Here is an 18,496-nt window from a genome sequence, read left to right as displayed (position 1 = left end):
CGAAAAATTATGAATTATGAGTACAACAGGTACAAATTCAATTAACAAGATAGGCACCTCCCCACGGAGGCCGGGAGGGACCGTTAGACCTCTAAAGCTATCAGGTCTGGAACCTTTGGTGATCACACCGGATAGTAATTTCATTAATGTTGGCGAACGTACCAATGTAGCCGGTTCTAAAAAATTCCTTCGACTCATTAAAGAAGAAAAGTTTGATGAAGCTCTGGAGGTGGCGCGCGAACAGGTTGACAATGGTGCACAGATCATAGACATCAACATGGACGATGGCCTTATTGAAGGAAAAGAAGCCATGGTTAAATTTTTGAATTTAGTGGTAGCCGAACCTGATATCGCCAGGGTTCCGATAATGATAGACAGTTCCAAATGGGAAATTATAGAAGCCGGGCTTCAGGTAGTACAGGGAAAATGTGTGGTGAATTCTATTAGTCTTAAAGAGGGTGAAGAAGAATTTATAGAGCATGCAAAAAAAATAAAACGATACGGGGCAGCGGTGATCGTGATGGCATTTGATGAGGTTGGACAGGCTGATAATTATGAACGCCGCATTGAAATTGCAAGACGTTCTTATGATATTTTGGTGAACAAAGTAAAATTTCCTCCCGAAGATATCATTTTCGACCTTAATATATTTCCTGTGGGAACGGGCATGGATGAACATAAAAGAAATGCCATAGATTTTATTGAAGGCACCAGATGGGTAAAGCAAAATTTGCCGCACTGCAGTGTGAGTGGAGGGGTTAGTAATGTTTCCTTTTCTTTTCGCGGAAATAATCCTGTGAGGGAAGCTATGCATTCAGTGTTTTTATATCACGCTATCCAGGCAGGAATGAATATGGGGATCGTAAACCCAAGCCTGCTGGAAGTTTATGACGAGATTCCAAAAGATCTTCTGGAGCATGTAGAAGATGTTATTTTTGACAGAAGGGAAGATGCCACCGAGCGCCTGCTTTCTTTCGCTGAAAACGTGGTTGGTAAAAAAAAGGAAAACAAAGTAGATCTTTCCTGGAGAGAGAATTCTTTACAGGAAAAAATCACCCATGCATTAGTAAAAGGAATAGACGCCTATATCCTGGAGGATATCGAACAGGCACGGGAGCAGGCAGAAAGGCCTCTGGATGTGATCGAAGGTCATTTAATGATTGGGATGAACGTGGTTGGAGATCTCTTTGGAAGTGGAAAAATGTTCCTTCCGCAAGTAGTGAAATCGGCCAGAGTGATGAAAAAAGCAGTCGCCTATCTGTTGCCTTATATTGAGGAGGCGAAAAAAGCCCCCCAGTCCCCAAAGGGGGAGCAATACTGGAAAACTGCCGATCCAACTCTTTACGGATTGATGAAAGACTATGCGAGAAAAATGAGGTATAATAAACCCACAAAAGCCGAAACACTTCTGTGGGATGCTTTAGCTGGTAAGAAGCTTGAAGGATACAAATTTCGAAGACAACATATCATTGGAGGTTATATAGCAGACTTCGTTTGTCTAAAGGAGAAGCTGATCATTGAAGTGGATGGTCTAATTCATCAATTACCGGAGAATAAGAAAAGTGACGAAGAAAGAACAGCATGGTTAAAAGAGCAGGGGTTCAGAGTCATAAGGTTTTCTAATAATCAAGTTACGCAGAATCTTGATTCTGTATTAAACAGTATTTTAAGAACTCTTAAAAAAGCACCCCCATCGGGGGCCGGGGGGGCTGGCCGTGTCCTTCTTGCCACCGTAAAAGGTGACGTACATGATATTGGTAAGAATATCGTAAGTGTAGTTTTAGGCTGTAATAATTACGAGATCATTGACCTTGGTGTCATGGTGCCACCGGAGAAGATCATTGAAACAGCCAAAAAAGAGAACGTGGATGTGATTGGTCTAAGCGGACTTATAACTCCGTCACTCGATGAAATGGTATTTTTGGCAAAAGAGATGGAGCGCCAGGAATTCTCTGTTCCTTTAATAATTGGTGGAGCAACCACTTCTAAAGCCCATACTGCAGTAAAGATAGATCCGCAGTACCAACATGCGGTAGCTCATGTAAATGATGCATCGAGAGCCGTAACCGTGGTGGGAGATTTACTTAAGGAAAGTACCCGGGAAAAATATAAGCAGGATCTGAAAATTCAATATGATAAGTTCCGAAAGAACTTTAGTAAAAGAAGTAAGGTAAAATCTTTCCTAAACATTGAGGATGCCCGTAAGAATAAGTTTCAGATAGATTGGGGAAAATCTGAAATCACAAAACCCGCACAACCAGGGATTCAGGTTATCGAAGACTTTGATTTGAATAAACTTTTAGAGTATATAGACTGGAGCCCTTTCTTTCGAAGCTGGGACTTACATGGCAGATATCCAGATATTTTGAAAGACGAGAAAGTAGGCGAACAGGCGCAGAGTCTATTTGAAGATGCAAAGCTACTGCTCGATCTTATCTTAAATGAGAAGTTGTTGAAAGCTAAAGCGATATTTGGATTATTTGAAGCGAATACTGTTCATGAGGATGATATTGAAATTCGTTTTGAAGAGAATTCAAAAGAAAAAACAGCAGTTTTTAGAACACTTCGGCAGCAATTGAAGAAGCACGGGGATCAACCAAATTTTGCGCTTTCCGATTTTATTGCGCCCAAAGAAAGCAAAATTCAGGATTATATGGGCTGTTTTTGTGTTACTGCAGGTTTTGGAACTAAGGAGCTTGCTGAAAAGTTTGAACAAGAACATGACGATTATAATTCAATTATGGTTAAAGCGCTGGCAGATAGACTTGCGGAAGCTTTTGCAGAATATCTTCATAAGCAGGTTAGAAAAGAGCACTGGGGTTACGCTTCTGAAGAAAACCTTAGTAATGAACACCTAATCAAGGAAGAATATAAAGGAATTCGACCCGCGCCCGGTTATCCTGCCTGTCCCGATCATTTGGAGAAATTAACGATATGGGAGGTCTTGAAAGTAGAAGAAAATATTGGCGTTAAACTCACTGAAAGTTTAGCAATGTGGCCTGCGGCAAGTGTAAGTGGTTATTATTTCGCGAATCCTGAAGCTCGCTATTTCGGTCTCGGTAAAATAAAGGAAGACCAGGTGAAAGATTTTGCACAAAGAAAAGGAATTACAATAGAGAAAGCTGCAAAGTGGTTGAACCCGAATATTGCGGATTAGATAATACGTCAAGCTGAATTTATTTCAGCTTCTCAGAAGATTCTGAAACAAGTTCAGAATGACGAGATTTTATAAAGTTTGTAAAAATAAATGCGTTAGGGATTGCAGCGGTATCCTTTTACCAAAATGCTGAGCCTGGCGAAGCATGATGGTAAAAGATATAGCGAAAAGCCCGGCCTGAAAGGCAACGCCCAGAACAATAAAAAAGTTAAGTGTAATGAAGGTTACCGAACACATTGAAAAAGCAAATGGGAAAACCTTGTTCTCGTTTGAAATAATCCCGCCTAAAAAGGGTAAAAATATACAGGAACTCTATGATAATATAGATCCTTTAATGGATTTTAAACCTCCGTTTATAGATGTGACTACTTCACGAGAAGAACATGTGTACGTAGATCGTGACGGACTTTTTGACAGAAAGATCACTCGTATGCGCCCGGGAACGGTAGGCATTTGTGCGGCGATTAAACATAAATATAATGTAGATACGGTACCACATGTGCTGTGTGGGGGATTTTCCAGAGAAGAAACAGAATATCTGCTGGTAGATTGCCATTATTTAGGGATTGAAAATGTAATGGCGCTGCGCGGCGATGCGATGAGTCATCAACGATATTTTGAACCTTCTAATGGTGGCCATGCCTATGCCTGTGATTTGGTAAAACAGATCACAAACCTGAACCAAGGGAAATATTTGCATGATGTAATAGAGGCAGACGATAAAGCTGATTTTTGTATTGGCGTTGCCGGTTATCCCGAAAAACATATTGAAGCTCCTTCCTTAAATTCGGACCTTAGAAGGTTGAAAGAAAAAGTGGATGCCGGAGCAGATTATATTGTTACCCAGATGTTTTTTGATAATTCTAAATATTTTGAATTTGTAGAAGAAGCCAGAAATGTGGGAATTAATGTGCCTATTATTCCCGGTATTAAACCCATTGCGATTTCAAGGCATCTCCAGCTGCTGCCACAGGTCTTTAAGATTGATCTTCCGGAATCACTGATCTCAGAAGTTGAAAAATGTAAAAATAATAAAGAGGTAAGAGAGGTTGGAGTGGAATGGTGTATACAACAATCTAAAGAATTGATGGAAGGAGGGGCTCCGGTTCTACATTATTATTCTATGGGTAAAAGCAGTAATATCGAACAAATAGCCAAAGCGATATTTTAATCTTAAAAATTCCCCCCTTGACTCTGCCTCGGGGTTTCCGTTTTACCTCTGCTTTGGGAGAGGTCGGAACTGCTTTTTTTGCTGTTTCGGGTGAGGGAATAAAAAATTCGGTTTATCGCAGGGTAGCCCAAAATGAAACCTGCGAAATACTTACGGCTTGGTTCGGGGATAGTCGGTTTCCCCGGATTTTTTTATTTTTACAAGTTAAAAAACTTCCGGGCATTTTTTTCGTAAATATGTTAGATTTGCCCCCGTATGAAAAGAATTATCGCCTGCCTATTATTTCTGCTGAGTTTCATTGCTCAGGCACAGGAAGAAAAACCAACTAAATATTTTTCTCTGGATGCCAGTTATTTTTACGGAACCATATTAGAACATAATCCAGATATTGCGCATTTAATTACAGATCATCCCGAAGGTTTCTTGCTTAGCTGGAATAGAAAAACCTACGGATTAGAGAAATGGGAACGACGGTATAATTATCCTGATTTCGGATATTCTTTTATCTATCAGAATATGAAGAACACCTATCTGGGGGAGAATTATTCGCTGTACGGCCACTTTAGTTTCTATGCCTTAAAAAGACTTTTAATGTTCAGGATTGGGCAGGGGGTTGCTTATACCACAAATCCTTACGATCCAGATGAGAATTACATTAATAACGCCTACGGAACCAGATTTTTGAGTTCTACGTATTTAATGGGGAACATTCAAAAAGAGAATATTATTGGTGGACTTGGTATAAATGCCGGCGTTACGATTATTCATTATTCCAACGCCGATCTTGGTTCTCCGAACCATAGCACGAATACTTTTACATTTAATGTAGGTGTGAATTACCTTCTGGATTATGAAGAACATCCAGATACTTTTATTCCCAGGGAACCTAAAGAAAAATATACTGAACCTTTTCATTATAATTTTGCCGTAAGAAGCGGTATCAATACTGCTGGAGTGGTGGGTTCGCCCAGGCTGCCTTTTTTAACTATTTCAGCGTATGCAGATAAAGTATTGAATAGAAAAAGTACGCTACATGGAGGTGCTGAATTATTTTTCTCCAGATCGCTGGAAGAATTTATCGAATACCAGTCGGTTGCATTTCCGCAGAAAGGAACTACCGGTGATGAGGATGCTAAAAGGGTAGGGCTTTTTGTAGGACATAAACTTACTTTTAATAAAATGTCCCTTATCACGCATTTAGGCTATTATGTGTACTATCCTTATACAGATTATGTGGATCAGGTTTATAATAGGATGGGTTTACAAAGAGAAATTACAGATCACTGGTGGGCATCGGCTACGGTTAGATCCCATGGAGCAAATGCCGAAGCGGTAGAATTTTCAATTGGATACAGATTATGAAAAAGCTAATATTTATACTTGCATTAATCCCCTTTCTTGGATGTGATTCTGAAGAAGCAGGGGATTGTTTTCAAAAGGCAGGTAATATCGTTCAAAAAGAATTGCAGGTTCCTGCTTTTAATGAAATTATCCTGTACGATAAGATCAAACTTTTTATTGAGCAAGGGCCGGAACAAAAAGTGGTGATCGAAAGCGGGGAGAATCTATTTAATGAGATCTCTGCCGAAGTTGAAGATAACCGACTAATCCTTCAAAACTTAAATGTATGTAACCTGGTACGGGATTATGAGATAACGAAAGTTTATATAATTGTTCCAGAGGTCAAATATTTGCGTCATGCCGGAAATATACCCTTAGAGAGCGTGGGAACCTTGAAATTTGAAAATCTTTGGCTGGTTTCTGAAAATCAGGATTTAGATCCTGAAATTCATACCAATGGAGACTTTGTGCTAGATCTTGACGTTCAGAATTTAAGGATCACCAATGATAATTACTCAAATTATTTCCTCAGCGGTAATGTTGAAAATTTCAATGGATTTTTTGCTGCGGGAGATGGAAGGCTGGAAGCAAGGGAATTAATAGTTCAGAATTACGACCTTTTTCATCGCGGCACTAACAAGCTTATAATCAATCCGCAGCAAAGTCTCAAAGGTGCAATTGTTAGTTACGGCGATATTATTTCTATAAACCGACCTCCCGTAGTAGATGTAGAAGAAAAATTTAGAGGAAGGCTTATTTTTGAGTAACCCCCCTAACCCCCGAAGGGGGAATTTAAAAGGTAAAAAAAGTCCCCCTTTGGTGGATTTAGGGGGCTTGGGCCGTCAATTCAGCAAAAAGACTTTCCAGGTTTTTAGTTTTTTGATTTAGCTGAAGTGTTTTTAGACCGTTATCATGCGCAAAATCGAAAACGGCCGGTCTCATGTCTTTATGGGTGTCAAAGATAAGTTCGTAAGCAAATCCGCCGGTATTTTTTGCTGAAACCAGATGAGGGATCTTTTGCAAAGCAATTTCTTCAATTCGGTAATCGAATTCCACAAATATGATCTGATCATTGCCCTCCCTTAATTCTTTAAGATTTTTATCAGCGACGATCTTTCCCTTATTAATAATAATTACCCTATCACATATAGCCTCCACTTCCTGCATAATATGAGTAGAGAGAAATACTGTTTTTCCTGGTTTTCCTTCGCGGTCTTCTTTCCCAATATTTTTAATGAGTGTTCTAATTTCTACCAGTTGATTTGGATCCAGACCGGTGGTAGGTTCATCAAGGATAAGAACTTCAGGATTATGAAGTAGTGCTGCTGCCAGTCCTACTCTTTGTCTATAGCCTTTTGAAAGTTGTTCTATTTTTTTATTGGCTTCGGGAGTAAGACCGGTAAGTTTTATTACTTCCTCAACTCTTGTTTTGTCGATTTTAAAAACGGAAGCACTAAACCTTAAATATTCCCTCACAAACATTTCGGTATATAAGGGATTATGTTCAGGTAAATAGCCAATTTGTTTTTGGACATCTTCTTTGTTGTTTTTTAAATCCAGGCCGTCAATGACTGCTTTTCCTTCATCTGGAGTTAAATAACCGGTAAGAATTTTCATTAAAGTAGATTTTCCAGCCCCATTCGGACCCAGAAAACCAACAATTTCGCCTTTTTTAATTTCAAAATTAATGTTATCCAGGGCTTTTTGATGGCCGAAGTGCTTAGATATATTGCTTACAGATATAGGCATGTCTCAAAAATTCAAAATTAGGGAATAATTATTTCGAAGGCTGCTGAATATTCTTCAATTTTTCAACGAAAATATAAGAGGATAAATTGTAAATGACAGCAAATCATGGTCAATTTTCCGAAATTCAGAAAACTGCAAATTTAGCAGCCTAAATATTTTGAATCTAAATTTTAAATTCTAATTTAGTCCCTTATTATAATTGCAAATGACAGGATTAATCACTTGGAACGCATTCTATTATTTTTATTTCTATTTCAGAGATAGGATCGGGAATGCTATATGATTAAATCAATATAAATTATATAAAAGTCTCGATCTTAGATCGGGACTTTTTTCATTTAAGCCTATATGGACAAAAAAATTGGGATTCAGGGTATAAAAGGTTCCTTTCATCATTTAGTTGCGATGGACTACTATCATAAAGATGTTTCAGTGTTAGAACATCTTTCGTTTCACGAATTAGCTCGAAAACTGGCCTCTGGGGAGTCAAATGAAGCCGTGATGGCGATAGAAAATAGTATTGCCGGTTCTATTTTGCCTAACTATGCTTTGATAGATGAATATAATTTGAGCATAGTTGGAGAACATTATACCCCGGTAAATATGAACCTGATGGCTTTGGAAGGGCAACAAATAAAAGACATCAAAAAAGTTTATTCCCATCCCATGGCTTTATTACAGTGTAAGGAGTTTTTTAAAAAACATCCACATATTAAACTCATCGAGGATGCAGATACGGCTGAAGCGGCCAAAAGAATTTCTGAAGAAGGGAAAAAGAAAGTGGCGGCAGTGGCCAGTCCGGCGGCGGCAGAAATGTATGGATTGGAAATCCTGGCAAAAGAAATACATACCATAAAAAGCAATGCGACCCGATTTTTAATTCTTGGAACAGAAAGACAAAAGCCGAATGGAGTGAAACTGGATAAAGCCTCCTTGAAATTCGATTTGAGCAGTGATCGCGGAAGCCTGGTTTCAGTTTTGAATATATTGAGGGATTCTTTTTTAAACCTAACGAAGATCCAATCGCTACCTATCATTGATGAACCCTGGAAATATTCCTTTTTCGTGGATGTGATTTTTGAAAAATCAGAGGATTTTGAGAAAGCGGTGAGTGTTTTAAAATTAATGACGGAAGAATTAAAAATTTTAGGGATCTATAAAAATAATTTGTCATGATAACGGCGAAAAGACTGGATACGGTTCAGGAATACTATTTTTCAAAAAAATTAAGGGAAGTAGCAGATTTGAGGGCTCAGGGAAAACCAATTATCAATCTTGGAATTGGCAGTCCGGATCTTGCTCCGCCACCAGAGGTGTTAGAGGCATTGAACAATGCCCTGAGCGATAATTCTGCACATCAATATCAGCCATACAAAGGGATCAAAGAATTAAGGCAGGCGATTGCGGGTTTCTATGACAAATATTACAGCCTCCAATTAAATATGGAAACTGAAATTCTTCCGCTTATGGGAAGCAAGGAAGGGATCATGCATATTTCACTGGCATTTTTAAATCCTGGTGATGAAGTTTTATTGCCAGATCCCGGGTATCCAACCTATAGCTCTGTTGCTAAGTTAGTCGATGCGAAAGAACGGAATTATAAATTAAATGAAGAAAATAATTGGCTGCCAGATCTTGAAAAGTTAGAGGAAAGTGATCTAGGCCGGGTAAAGCTGATGTGGGTTAACTATCCTCATATGCCTACCGGTTCCAGGGCTTCAGAAGATTTCTTCGAAAAGCTTACCAGGTTTGCAGAAAAGCATAAGATACTGGTTGTGAATGACAATCCTTATAGTTTTATTCAGAATGACAAGCCGCAAAGTATTCTAAGGAAGAATGGCTTGAGCGATTATGTGATGGAACTAAATTCTTTGAGCAAAAGCTTTAATATGGCCGGCTGGCGAGTTGGAATGCTTACCGGGAGTGAAAAGAATATCAATTCAGTATTAAAGGTGAAATCGAATATGGATAGCGGGATGTTCTATCCTGTTCAGGCCGGGGCAGTAGAAGCTTTAAAATTAACCGGTTCCTGGTTTGAGAGACAAAATAAGATCTATTCTGATAGAAAAAAGAAGGTGCTGGAAATAGCTGCAGAACTTGATTGTGAGGTGAGGGAAGACCAGGTAGGGCTGTTTATCTGGGCTAAAGTCCCTGAAGGAAAGACTTCAGAAGAAATAGTGGATGATCTTCTTTACCGTAAAGATATTTTTATTAGCCCGGGATTTATATTTGGTTCCCAGGGGGAAGGCTATGTTAGATTTTCACTTTGCGCAGATGAAGGTACTATTGATGAAGCATTAAAGAGAATAAAAACATGAAAGTTTTTGTAATAGGTTTAGGACTCATTGGAGGTTCATTCGCGTTGGATCTTAAGGCGTCGTTGACAAATATTGAAATCTTCGGAATTGATGAAAAGGAGGCACATCTTAAAAAGGCTCTGGAACTGGGATTGATCGATTTTAAAGCCAGGTTTGAAGATTTGAAAATGGCAGATCTTGTATATCTGGCGATCCCTGTAGATGTCTCCTTAAAGGTTTTACCGCAAATATTGGATGTTGTAAAGGATGATTGTGTGGTTATTGACGCCGGTTCTACGAAAGAGCATCTGTGTAAAAATGTTTCAGATCATCCCAAAAGAAGAAACTACCTGGCAGGGCATCCTATTGCCGGAACCGAATTTTCCGGTCCCGAGGCTGCAATTCACGGACTTTTTAAAAATAAGACGAATATCATTTGTGAAGTGGAAAAGACGGCTTTTAAGCTTCAGGAAAGGGCGATGGAAATTTTTCAGGCCATTGGAATGAGGATTAGATATATGGATCCCGCCTCGCACGACCGTCATATTGCGTATGTTTCACATTTATCACACATAAGTGCTTTTATGCTTGGGAAAACGGTGCTGGAAAAAGAAAAAAATGAACGGGATATTTTTGATCTGGCGGGGAGTGGTTTCGCCTCCACCGTGAGGCTCGCAAAAAGTTCTCCGGCAATGTGGGCCCCGATATTTCATCAGAATAAAAAGAATGTAATGGAAACGCTGGATGAATATATTTCAAATTTGAAACACTTCAGAAAATTGATGGAAGAAGATAATTTTGAAGAGGTTTTCAATGAAATGCAAAAAACAAATCATATCAAAGAAGTACTTAACGGATTAAATAAAAACCAGGAATTTAAAATAGTAGAAAATGGAAAATAAGAAAGAACTTAGAACGTGGTTGGATGATTTTGGATTATCGCATCCATTGGTAATTGCAGGGCCCTGTAGTGCCGAGACAGAAGAACAGGTCTTAACGATTGCTCATCAACTTAAAGACAGCGATGCTACGGTGTTAAGAGCAGGTATTTGGAAACCAAGAACCCGTCCCGGGAATTTTGAAGGAGTTGGAGCCCTGGGATTAAAATGGTTGCAAAAAGCCAAGGAAGAAACTGGAATGCTTACCACAACAGAAGTAGCAAATCCAAATCATGTAGATCTTGCTCTTAAGCATGATGTAGATATTTTATGGATTGGCGCAAGGACAACGGTTTCACCGTTTATCGTCCAGGAAATTGCAGAGGCTTTAAAAGGCACCGACAAAATCGTACTGGTAAAAAACCCTGTGAATCCAGATCTTTCTCTATGGCTGGGCGCGGTGGAAAGATTACATACCGCTGATATTAATAAGCTTGGAGTAATTCACAGAGGTTTTTCAGCTTATGAAAAAACCAAGTATCGAAATAATCCTGAATGGCAGATTCCTATTGAGCTTCAGAATAAATTTCCCGATCTTCCATTAATCCTGGATCCTTCCCATATCGCCGGAAGAAGAGATATCATCTTTGATCTTTGCCAGACAGCACTCGATCTTAATTATGACGGGATTATGGTGGAAACACATCATACGCCAGATAAAGCCTGGAGTGACGCTGCACAACAAATAACCCCGGAAACACTTATCCAAATTATGGAAGATTTAAAAGTAAGAAAGGAAATTTCAGCCAGTGAAGAATTTCAGAATAAATTAACCGCATTAAGGTCCAGAATTGATATTACCGATAGTCAGATCCTGGAAATACTTTCTAAAAGGATGAAAATCGCCGAAGAGATAGGTCAGGTTAAAAAAGAGCAGAACGTGGCCATTCTTCAAACAAAAAGATGGAATGAGATCCTGGGTAAAATGGTTTTGGAAGGAGAAGAAAAAGGACTGAGCGAAGAGTTTGTTTTAAGAATGTTCAAGGCAATTCACCAGGAGTCTATCAATCATCAGCAAAAAATACTGGATGGTATTGAGAGATAGGTCAAAATATACGGGCGAAGTCGTTCTTCTGGTTTGTTTCCTTTAAATTTGTATCAAACAGAAAAATAATTTAATATTTGGATGCAGGGAACGGTTTATAAATCTACGGGTAGCTGGTATCAGGTAAAGGCTGAAGATGGGGAATTTTACGAATGTAGGATTAAAGGTAAATTCAGGATTCAGGGCATTAAAAGCACCAATCCTGTGGCCGTGGGAGATCATGTTTTCTTTGACCTTGAAGAGGGAGTGGAAGAGAAAACGGGAGTCATAAAAAAGATCAGGGAGCGGGAGAATTATATAATTCGTAAATCGGTGAACCTTTCTAAGCAAACCCATATCATTGCTTCTAATATAGACCAGGTTTTTTTGCTGATTACGCTTAATAACCCACCAACCTTAACCACTTTTATAGATCGTTTTCTGGTGACGGCGGAAGCATACGATATCACAGCTGTCTTACTTTTTAATAAAGTGGACACTTATTCTATTGACGAACTTGCTGAAGTGAAATATCTTGCTGAATTGTATCGAAGTGCCGGTTATGAATGTATTGGCATTTCCGCTAAGAATGGCAAGAATGTAGACAAGGTCAAGGAGAAGATGCTTGGGAAAACCAGTATGATCTCCGGCCATAGCGGAACAGGAAAATCCACCCTAATCAATGCGGTAGAGCCCAGCCTGGACCTCAAAACCTCTGAAATCTCCAGGCAGCATAGCCAGGGACAGCATACCACCACCTTTGCCGAGATGTTCGATTTGAAGATGGATGCCCGTATCATAGATACTCCGGGAATTAAAGGATTTGGTGTAGTTGATATGGATCGTGAGGAAATAGGAGACTATTTTCCAGAATTTTTTCAAAGAAAACAGGATTGTAAATTTCACAATTGTCTTCATTTAAATGAACCTAAATGTGCGATAAAAGATGCCTTAGAAGAAGGGGAAATTGCCTGGTCCAGATATAAAAGTTATTTGCAGATTATGGAAGGTGAAGAAGATAACTACAGAGTAGATCAATACCAAAAATAATGAGGGTAGTAATACAAAGAGTTTCAGAAGCTTCAGTAACCGTAGATTATAAAGTTTGCGCGGTAATGCGAAGTGGTTTGTTAATATTATTGGGGATTGAAGAGGAGGATAATGAAGAAGATATAACCTGGCTTTGCCGAAAGATTATCAATATGAGGATTTTTAATGATGAAGAAGATGTGATGAACGATTCGTTGAAAAGTATTGATGGAGATGCTATTATTGTGAGTCAGTTCACCCTGCATGCCAGTACCAAAAAAGGAAATCGCCCCAGTTATATTAAAGCCGCCAAACCTGAAATAGCGAAACCATTGTACTTAAAATTTATTGCTGAATTTGAGAAAGAACTGGGCAAAGATGTTGGTGCAGGTGTATTTGGTGGAGATATGAAGGTATCCCTTCTAAATGATGGGCCGGTAACAATTATTATAGATTCGAAAAATAGAAATTAATGGATTTAAATGATGCACAGCTAGCGGTAGATAATTGGATTAAAGAACATGGAGTTCGCTACTTTAATGAATTGACCAATATGGCTCAACTAACTGAAGAGGTGGGGGAAGTAGCCAGGATCATAGCCAGAAGGTATGGTGAGCAGAGTGAGAAAGAAAGCGATAGGAATAAAGATCTTGGTGAAGAACTGGCAGATGTGGTTTTTGTAGTGCTTTGTTTGGCGAATCAAACCGGTGTGAATCTTCAGGAAGCTTTTGATAAAAAGTTAGAATTAAAAACCGAAAGAGATAAAGACCGGCATAAGAATAACCAAAAACTAAAATAATGAAATTTAAGTCCATCATCTCCCAAAGATCCTTTTGGAAATCTGTTGTCTGGCTTGGCCTATCATTTTTGGTTCTTTATAATGTAATTACGATCTTCTTTGAATATGGTGAATTTGCCTTCACTACTTTTTTTGAAGAACGAACCGCCGATGGTAAATGGATTAGATTTATAATCGGCCAGTTATTGGCAGCCTTTCTATATGGTTTTATTTTAGCATTTGGGCAATTTCAAACCAGGCAGAAAAAAGAATAACTTAGTTTCTCATCCTTTAATATATATATGACTCTTTTTATTCATAATCCACAAAACAACCTGTCTGCTGATTTGAAAATCACCGGTTCAAAAAGTGAATCGAATAGATTATTGATTCTTCAGGCCCTTTACCCTAATATTAAAATCGAAAACCTCTCTAATAGCGACGATACGGTAGTGCTGGGCAAAGCTCTTAAAAAGGCTTCGGGATTAATAGATATTCATCATGCCGGTACTGCTATGCGTTTTTTAACCGCATATTTCGCAGCGAAAGAAGGATGTGAAGTTGAGATTACAGGTAGTAAAAGGATGAAAGAGCGTCCCATCAGGCTTTTAGTAGATGCTCTTCAGAGAATGGGTGCCGATATTCAGTATAAAAATGAGATTGGATATCCGCCCTTAATTATTAAAGGAAAGAAACTGCATGTAGATTCTGTAAAACTACAGGCGAATGTAAGTAGCCAGTATGTTTCTGCACTCATGCTAATTGGCGCGTCCCTTGAAAACGGACTGGAAATTATACTGGAAGGCCAGATCACATCTACACCATATATATTGATGACGCTGGAAATACTTCAGCATGCAGGGATAAAAGGTGAATTTAAAGATGATCGTATTTATATTGAACCGGTCGGGGAAATAAAACCTTCTGTGATTGCAGTAGAATCTGACTGGAGTTCGGCTTCTTATTTTTATAGTATAGCAGCCATTGCTGAAACCGCGGAAATTAAACTTTCCAATTACCGGAAGACCAGCAGACAGGGAGATTCCTGTCTCGCTGAAATATATAAACATTTTGGTGTTCAAACTGAATTCAGAGAAAATTATATCATTCTTAAAAAAGAAAGAGCTACGAAGGCTGTAAGGATCTCCGAAGATCTCCGGAATTCACCTGATATAGCCCAAACCATTGCAGTGACTTGCCTGGCTTTAGGAATGGAATGTAAACTCGAAGGCTTACATACTTTAAAAATAAAGGAAACAGACCGGCTACAGGCTTTAAAAAATGAAATGGAAAAATTTGGTGCGGAAGTGAGGATCACGAATGATTGTTTGCATCTATTGCCTTGTAAAGATTTAAAAGAAGATGTTGCGGTAGAGACGTATAATGATCATCGCATGGCGTTGGCATTTGCCCCACTTGCCCAAAAAGTACCACTTTCTATAAAAGAAGCTGAGGTGGTTTCAAAATCATATCCTGATTTCTGGAATGACCTTAATGAATTAGGCTTCGAAACCAGAGAAATTATTTAATTTTCAAATAAACACGTATTTACTTGACAACCCCTACCTTGAGATTGTATATTTGCGGCTTTTAAAACAGGAACTATGGGAATGAAACTTTCGAATTTCAATTTTGAACTGCCACCAGAACTTTTGGCTGAATATCCATCTGAAAACAGGGATGAAGCCAGATTGATGGTGCTTAACAGAAAAGAGCAGACGATTGAGCATAAAAAATTTAAAGATTTAATAGATTATTTTGAGCCTCAGGATGTGATGGTTCTTAATAATACCAAAGTTTTTCCTGCCAGATTATATGGTAATAAAGAAAAGACCGGTGCAAGAATTGAAGTTTTCTTATTAAGGGAATTAAATCCTGAAACTAAATTATGGGATGTACTTGTAGATCCTGCAAGGAAAATTAGAATTGGAAATAAATTATATTTCGGCGAGGATGAAAGTCTTGTCGCTGAGGTAATAGATAATACTACTTCCAGGGGAAGAACTTTGAGATTTCTTTATGATGGGTCTTATAGTGATTTCAGAATAAAATTGAAGGAATTGGGGCAAACTCCGCTTCCGAAGTACATAAAAAGGGATGTTGAGCCTTCTGATGAGGAGCGATATCAAACTATTTATGCCAAAAATGAAGGTGCTGTTGCCGCGCCAACTGCCGGTTTGCATTTCTCTAAGCACCTTTTAAAAAGACTGGAGATTAAAGGGATCGATTTTGCTGAGGTTACGCTTCACGTGGGATTGGGAACCTTTAGCCCGGTAGAGGTGGAAGATCTTTCAAAACATAAAATGGATAGCGAAGAGGCTTTCGTGACCAAGGATGCTACAGAAGTGATCAACAATGCGAAACTAGAAAAACGTAAGGTTTGTGCGGTTGGTACTACCGTGATGAGAGTTTTGGAAAGTGCGGTTTCATCAGATCATACTTTAAATGAATTTGGAGGGTGGACCAATAAATTCATTTTTCCTCCTTACGACTTTAATATTGCTAATTGTATGATCACAAATTTCCATACTCCAAAATCAACACTATTGATGATGGTATCTGCATTTGCTGGGCATGACTTTATGAAGAAGGCTTATGAAGAAGCAGTTAAGGAAAAATATAGATTTTACACTTATGGTGATGCTATGCTGATTCTATAATCGGTATTTGGAAATAACAAAAGGCCATAAATCGATTTCACGGTTTATGGCCTTTTTTGTAAGCTACTGAAATTTAAAAGACTGAAGCATTCAGTTTTAACTTCGTAATTTAGCAGCGTGAAAGAAAAGAAGAGAGACATAAGGGCATTAACTAAAGAACAACTACAGAATTTTTTTGTAGCTGAAGGGGATAAGTCTTTTCGGGGAACCCAGGTCTACGAATGGTTATGGAATAAAGCTGCGCACTCTTTTGATGATATGACCAATATCTCCAAAGAGACCAGGCAAATGCTGAAAGATAATTTTGTGATCAATCATATTCGTGTTGACAGAATGCAACGCAGCAGCGACGGCACAATTAAAAATGCAGTAAAGCTCCATGATAGTCTTACCGTAGAATCTGTTTTGATCCCAACCAAGTCAAGAACTACGGCTTGTGTTTCTTCTCAGGTGGGTTGCAGTCTGGATTGTCAATTCTGTGCAACTGCAAAGTTAAAGAGAATGCGAAATCTTAATCCTGATGAGATTTATGATCAGGTGGTCGCTATAGATAATGAAAGCCGGTTATATTTTGATCGCCCACTTTCTAATATTGTATTTATGGGAATGGGGGAGCCTTTGATGAATTATAACAATGTGATGAAGGCTGTAGAAAAGATCACTTCTCCTGAAGGTCTGGGAATGTCACCTAAAAGAATTACTATTTCAACTTCTGGTGTTCCAAAAATGATCAAAAAATTAGCAGATGATGAAGCTAAGATCAAACTTGCCGTTTCTTTGCATTCAGCCCGGAATGAGATAAGAACTCAAATAATGCCTTTTAATGAAACTTTTCCCCTTGAAGATTTACGGGAAGCACTCGAATACTGGTATTCCAAAACGAAAAGTAGAATTACTTACGAATATATTGTGTGGAAAGATATAAATGAGACCCGTGAGGATGCGCAGGCGCTGGTGCGGTTTTGTAAATATGTTCCCTGCAAGGTGAATCTTATTGAATACAATCCTATAGATGATGGGAATTTCCAACAAGCGGCTTCGGCAGCTACCAATATGTATCAGGATATGCTGGAAAGAAACGGAATAACGGTAACAGTAAGACGTTCCCGCGGCAAAGATATAGATGCTGCCTGTGGCCAATTAGCTAATAAATCTGCCTAATTTCATAACTTTCGGTGAGGGTTTTCCTTCGGTTTAAATATGTATATTTACGGCCTTTATGAAGGTTATTTCCCAAATAAAACTTCCGGTGGAGAAAGAAATGGAACTTTTTGAGAAAAAGTTCTTCGAATCCATGTCTTCCAAAGTTGCACTTTTAAATCGTATTACGCACTATATCGTTAACCGTAAAGGAAAACAAATGAGGCCAATGTTTGTTTTTCTGGTGGCTAAAATGGTTTCAGACGGAAGTGTAAATGAAAGGACTTATAGAGGAGCTTCCGTCATTGAACTTATCCATACGGCAACACTTGTTCACGATGATGTAGTGGACGATTCTAACCGAAGAAGAGGCTTTTTTAGCATTAATGCATTGTGGAAAAACAAGATTGCCGTTTTGGTTGGGGATTATCTTTTATCTAAAGGTCTTTTACTTTCTATAGATAATAATGATTTTGATCTTTTAAAGATCATATCGGTTGCGGTTAAAGAAATGAGCGAGGGCGAACTTTTGCAAATTGAAAAAGCCCGAAGGCTTGACATTACTGAAACAGTATATTATGATATAATCAGGCAAAAAACAGCGACCTTAATCGCTGCCTGTTGCAGCCTTGGAGCAGCTTCAGTAAAGCCTGAAAGCCGGGAAATCGCTAAAATGAGAAGATTTGGTGAGTTGATTGGGATGGCATTTCAGATAAAAGATGATCTATTTGACTATGGTACTCAAAAGATAGGTAAGCCAACCGGAATAGATATCAAAGAGCAAAAGATGACCCTGCCGTTAATTTATGTGCTGAATACGGTCTCCAAAAAAGAAAAGGACTGGGTGATAAATTCCATCAAGAATCATAATAAGGATAGAAAACGAGTGAGAGAGATTATAGATTTTGTTCGGGAAAAAGGAGGGCTGGATTATGCAGTGAAGCGAATGAAAGAATTCCAGCGGGAAGCTTTGATTATTTTAGAGGGTTATCCTGATTCTCCTTATAAATCCAGCCTTGAGCTAATGGTGAATTATGTAATAGAGCGAAAGAAATAAAAAAGGCGAAGAATTTAAACTTCAGGACTATCTCATAAACTGTGTAAATAGAAAATAACAGGGGTCGCGACCCCTGTTATTTTTTTGTCTAATTTTAAATTTGCCATGTTCAAGTGATAAATGCAACTGGCCAAGTTGATTTTAATTTTTCTATT

17 protein-coding genes are annotated in these 18,496 nt (G+C 38.6%); 16 read left to right on the top strand and 1 reads right to left on the bottom strand.

The features are described from left to right. Positions 1-16 precede the first annotated feature (16 nt). The 4 genes from Q1K34_RS16220 (at position 17) to Q1K34_RS16205 (ending at position 6,436) form a co-directional block, all read left to right on the top strand. Entirely contained in the window at positions 17-3,157 is a 3,141-nt protein-coding gene (locus Q1K34_RS16220) for a vitamin B12 dependent-methionine synthase activation domain-containing protein (protein WP_300441252.1), read from the top strand. 217 nt (positions 3,158-3,374) lie between these two features. Beyond that, the gene (metF, locus tag Q1K34_RS16215) at positions 3,375-4,328 is read left to right on the top strand and encodes a methylenetetrahydrofolate reductase [NAD(P)H] (protein ID WP_300441249.1); all 954 of its coding nucleotides are present in this window, start codon (positions 3,375-3,377) and stop codon (positions 4,326-4,328) included. 255 nt (positions 4,329-4,583) lie between these two features. Beyond that, a complete protein-coding gene (locus Q1K34_RS16210; RefSeq protein WP_300441246.1) occupies positions 4,584-5,690 on the top strand; it encodes an acyloxyacyl hydrolase in 1,107 nt (368 codons plus the stop codon). Next, complete coding sequence (locus Q1K34_RS16205) at positions 5,687-6,436, top strand: head GIN domain-containing protein (RefSeq protein ID WP_300441244.1); 750 nt, start codon at positions 5,687-5,689, stop codon at positions 6,434-6,436. Before Q1K34_RS16210 ends, Q1K34_RS16205 begins: the two co-directional genes overlap by 4 nt. 58 nt (positions 6,437-6,494) lie before the next feature. Here the strand turns inward: Q1K34_RS16205 and gldA are convergent, their stop codons facing one another. Continuing rightward, the gene (gene gldA, locus Q1K34_RS16200) at positions 6,495-7,418 is read right to left on the bottom strand and encodes a gliding motility-associated ABC transporter ATP-binding subunit GldA (RefSeq protein WP_300441241.1); all 924 of its coding nucleotides are present in this window, start codon (positions 7,416-7,418) and stop codon (positions 6,495-6,497) included. Positions 7,419-7,766: 348 nt separating this feature from the next. Between gldA and Q1K34_RS16195 the strand changes: the two genes are divergently transcribed. The 12 genes from Q1K34_RS16195 to Q1K34_RS16140 all read left to right on the top strand — a co-directional run bounded on the left by Q1K34_RS16195 (position 7,767) and on the right by Q1K34_RS16140 (position 18,341). After that, the gene (locus Q1K34_RS16195; protein WP_300441239.1) at positions 7,767-8,594 is read left to right on the top strand and encodes a prephenate dehydratase; all 828 of its coding nucleotides are present in this window, start codon (positions 7,767-7,769) and stop codon (positions 8,592-8,594) included. Continuing rightward, entirely contained in the window at positions 8,591-9,736 is a 1,146-nt protein-coding gene (locus Q1K34_RS16190) for an aminotransferase class I/II-fold pyridoxal phosphate-dependent enzyme (RefSeq protein WP_300441237.1), read from the top strand. The genes Q1K34_RS16195 and Q1K34_RS16190 overlap by 4 nt, the downstream gene beginning before the upstream one ends. Then, positions 9,733-10,617 carry a prephenate dehydrogenase gene (locus Q1K34_RS16185; RefSeq protein WP_300441234.1) on the top strand — a complete coding sequence of 295 codons (885 nt, stop codon included), beginning with the start codon at positions 9,733-9,735 and terminating at the stop codon, positions 10,615-10,617. Before Q1K34_RS16190 ends, Q1K34_RS16185 begins: the two co-directional genes overlap by 4 nt. Beyond that, positions 10,607-11,698 (top strand): bifunctional 3-deoxy-7-phosphoheptulonate synthase/chorismate mutase type II, encoded by a 1,092-nt coding sequence (locus Q1K34_RS16180; protein WP_300441231.1) that lies wholly within the window; start codon positions 10,607-10,609, stop codon positions 11,696-11,698. The genes Q1K34_RS16185 and Q1K34_RS16180 overlap by 11 nt, the downstream gene beginning before the upstream one ends. Positions 11,699-11,779: 81 nt before the next feature. Next, positions 11,780-12,727 carry a ribosome small subunit-dependent GTPase A gene (rsgA, locus tag Q1K34_RS16175; protein ID WP_300441228.1) on the top strand — a complete coding sequence of 316 codons (948 nt, stop codon included), beginning with the start codon at positions 11,780-11,782 and terminating at the stop codon, positions 12,725-12,727. Next, positions 12,727-13,179, top strand: a complete 453-nt coding sequence (dtd, locus tag Q1K34_RS16170) for a D-aminoacyl-tRNA deacylase (RefSeq protein ID WP_300441225.1) — start codon at positions 12,727-12,729, stop codon at positions 13,177-13,179. The genes rsgA and dtd overlap by 1 nt, the downstream gene beginning before the upstream one ends. Continuing rightward, positions 13,179-13,505: a nucleotide pyrophosphohydrolase gene (locus Q1K34_RS16165; RefSeq protein ID WP_300441222.1), complete on the top strand. Its 327-nt coding sequence runs from the start codon at positions 13,179-13,181 to the stop codon at positions 13,503-13,505. Before dtd ends, Q1K34_RS16165 begins: the two co-directional genes overlap by 1 nt. Continuing rightward, positions 13,505-13,759: a hypothetical protein gene (locus Q1K34_RS16160; RefSeq protein ID WP_300441220.1), complete on the top strand. Its 255-nt coding sequence runs from the start codon at positions 13,505-13,507 to the stop codon at positions 13,757-13,759. Before Q1K34_RS16165 ends, Q1K34_RS16160 begins: the two co-directional genes overlap by 1 nt. A gap of 27 nt (positions 13,760-13,786) precedes the next feature. Next, the gene (gene aroA, locus Q1K34_RS16155) at positions 13,787-15,013 is read left to right on the top strand and encodes a 3-phosphoshikimate 1-carboxyvinyltransferase (protein WP_300441217.1); all 1,227 of its coding nucleotides are present in this window, start codon (positions 13,787-13,789) and stop codon (positions 15,011-15,013) included. A gap of 81 nt (positions 15,014-15,094) precedes the next feature. After that, a complete protein-coding gene (queA, locus tag Q1K34_RS16150) occupies positions 15,095-16,144 on the top strand; it encodes a tRNA preQ1(34) S-adenosylmethionine ribosyltransferase-isomerase QueA (protein WP_300441285.1) in 1,050 nt (349 codons plus the stop codon). Between the two features lie 117 nt (positions 16,145-16,261). Then, on the top strand, positions 16,262-17,305 hold the full coding sequence (gene rlmN, locus Q1K34_RS16145) for a 23S rRNA (adenine(2503)-C(2))-methyltransferase RlmN (protein WP_300441214.1): 1,044 nt from the start codon (positions 16,262-16,264) through the stop codon (positions 17,303-17,305). A gap of 58 nt (positions 17,306-17,363) precedes the next feature. Next, positions 17,364-18,341, top strand: a complete 978-nt coding sequence (locus tag Q1K34_RS16140; RefSeq protein ID WP_300441211.1) for a polyprenyl synthetase family protein — start codon at positions 17,364-17,366, stop codon at positions 18,339-18,341. The last annotated feature ends 155 nt before the right edge of the window (positions 18,342-18,496 follow it).

This window comes from Christiangramia sp., from assembly GCF_029937855.1.
Classification (GTDB): domain Bacteria; phylum Bacteroidota; class Bacteroidia; order Flavobacteriales; family Flavobacteriaceae; genus Christiangramia.
Note: the sequence above shows the minus strand (reverse complement) of the source record. Positions and strands in the feature narration are given on the sequence as shown.

Bases quoted from the DNA above. Each gene is read 5' to 3' on its own strand.
- Q1K34_RS16195 (WP_300441239.1), top strand. From the start codon at position 7,767: ATGGACAAAAAAATTGGGATTCAGGGTATAAAAGGTTCCTTTCATCAT.
- aroA (WP_300441217.1), top strand. From the start codon at position 13,787: ATGACTCTTTTTATTCATAATCCACAAAACAACCTGTCTGCTGATTTG.
- rsgA (WP_300441228.1), top strand. From the start codon at position 11,780: ATGCAGGGAACGGTTTATAAATCTACGGGTAGCTGGTATCAGGTAAAG.
- Q1K34_RS16220 (WP_300441252.1), top strand. From the start codon at position 17: ATGAGTACAACAGGTACAAATTCAATTAACAAGATAGGCACCTCCCCA.
- Q1K34_RS16185 (WP_300441234.1), top strand. From the start codon at position 9,733: ATGAAAGTTTTTGTAATAGGTTTAGGACTCATTGGAGGTTCATTCGCG.
- Q1K34_RS16165 (WP_300441222.1), top strand. From the start codon at position 13,179: ATGGATTTAAATGATGCACAGCTAGCGGTAGATAATTGGATTAAAGAA.
- metF (WP_300441249.1), top strand. From the start codon at position 3,375: ATGAAGGTTACCGAACACATTGAAAAAGCAAATGGGAAAACCTTGTTC.
- gldA (WP_300441241.1), bottom strand. From the start codon at position 7,418: ATGCCTATATCTGTAAGCAATATATCTAAGCACTTCGGCCATCAAAAA.
- dtd (WP_300441225.1), top strand. From the start codon at position 12,727: ATGAGGGTAGTAATACAAAGAGTTTCAGAAGCTTCAGTAACCGTAGAT.
- queA (WP_300441285.1), top strand. From the start codon at position 15,095: ATGAAACTTTCGAATTTCAATTTTGAACTGCCACCAGAACTTTTGGCT.
- Q1K34_RS16160 (WP_300441220.1), top strand. From the start codon at position 13,505: ATGAAATTTAAGTCCATCATCTCCCAAAGATCCTTTTGGAAATCTGTT.
- Q1K34_RS16140 (WP_300441211.1), top strand. From the start codon at position 17,364: ATGAAGGTTATTTCCCAAATAAAACTTCCGGTGGAGAAAGAAATGGAA.
- Q1K34_RS16205 (WP_300441244.1), top strand. From the start codon at position 5,687: ATGAAAAAGCTAATATTTATACTTGCATTAATCCCCTTTCTTGGATGT.
- Q1K34_RS16180 (WP_300441231.1), top strand. From the start codon at position 10,607: ATGGAAAATAAGAAAGAACTTAGAACGTGGTTGGATGATTTTGGATTA.
- Q1K34_RS16190 (WP_300441237.1), top strand. From the start codon at position 8,591: ATGATAACGGCGAAAAGACTGGATACGGTTCAGGAATACTATTTTTCA.
- Q1K34_RS16210 (WP_300441246.1), top strand. From the start codon at position 4,584: ATGAAAAGAATTATCGCCTGCCTATTATTTCTGCTGAGTTTCATTGCT.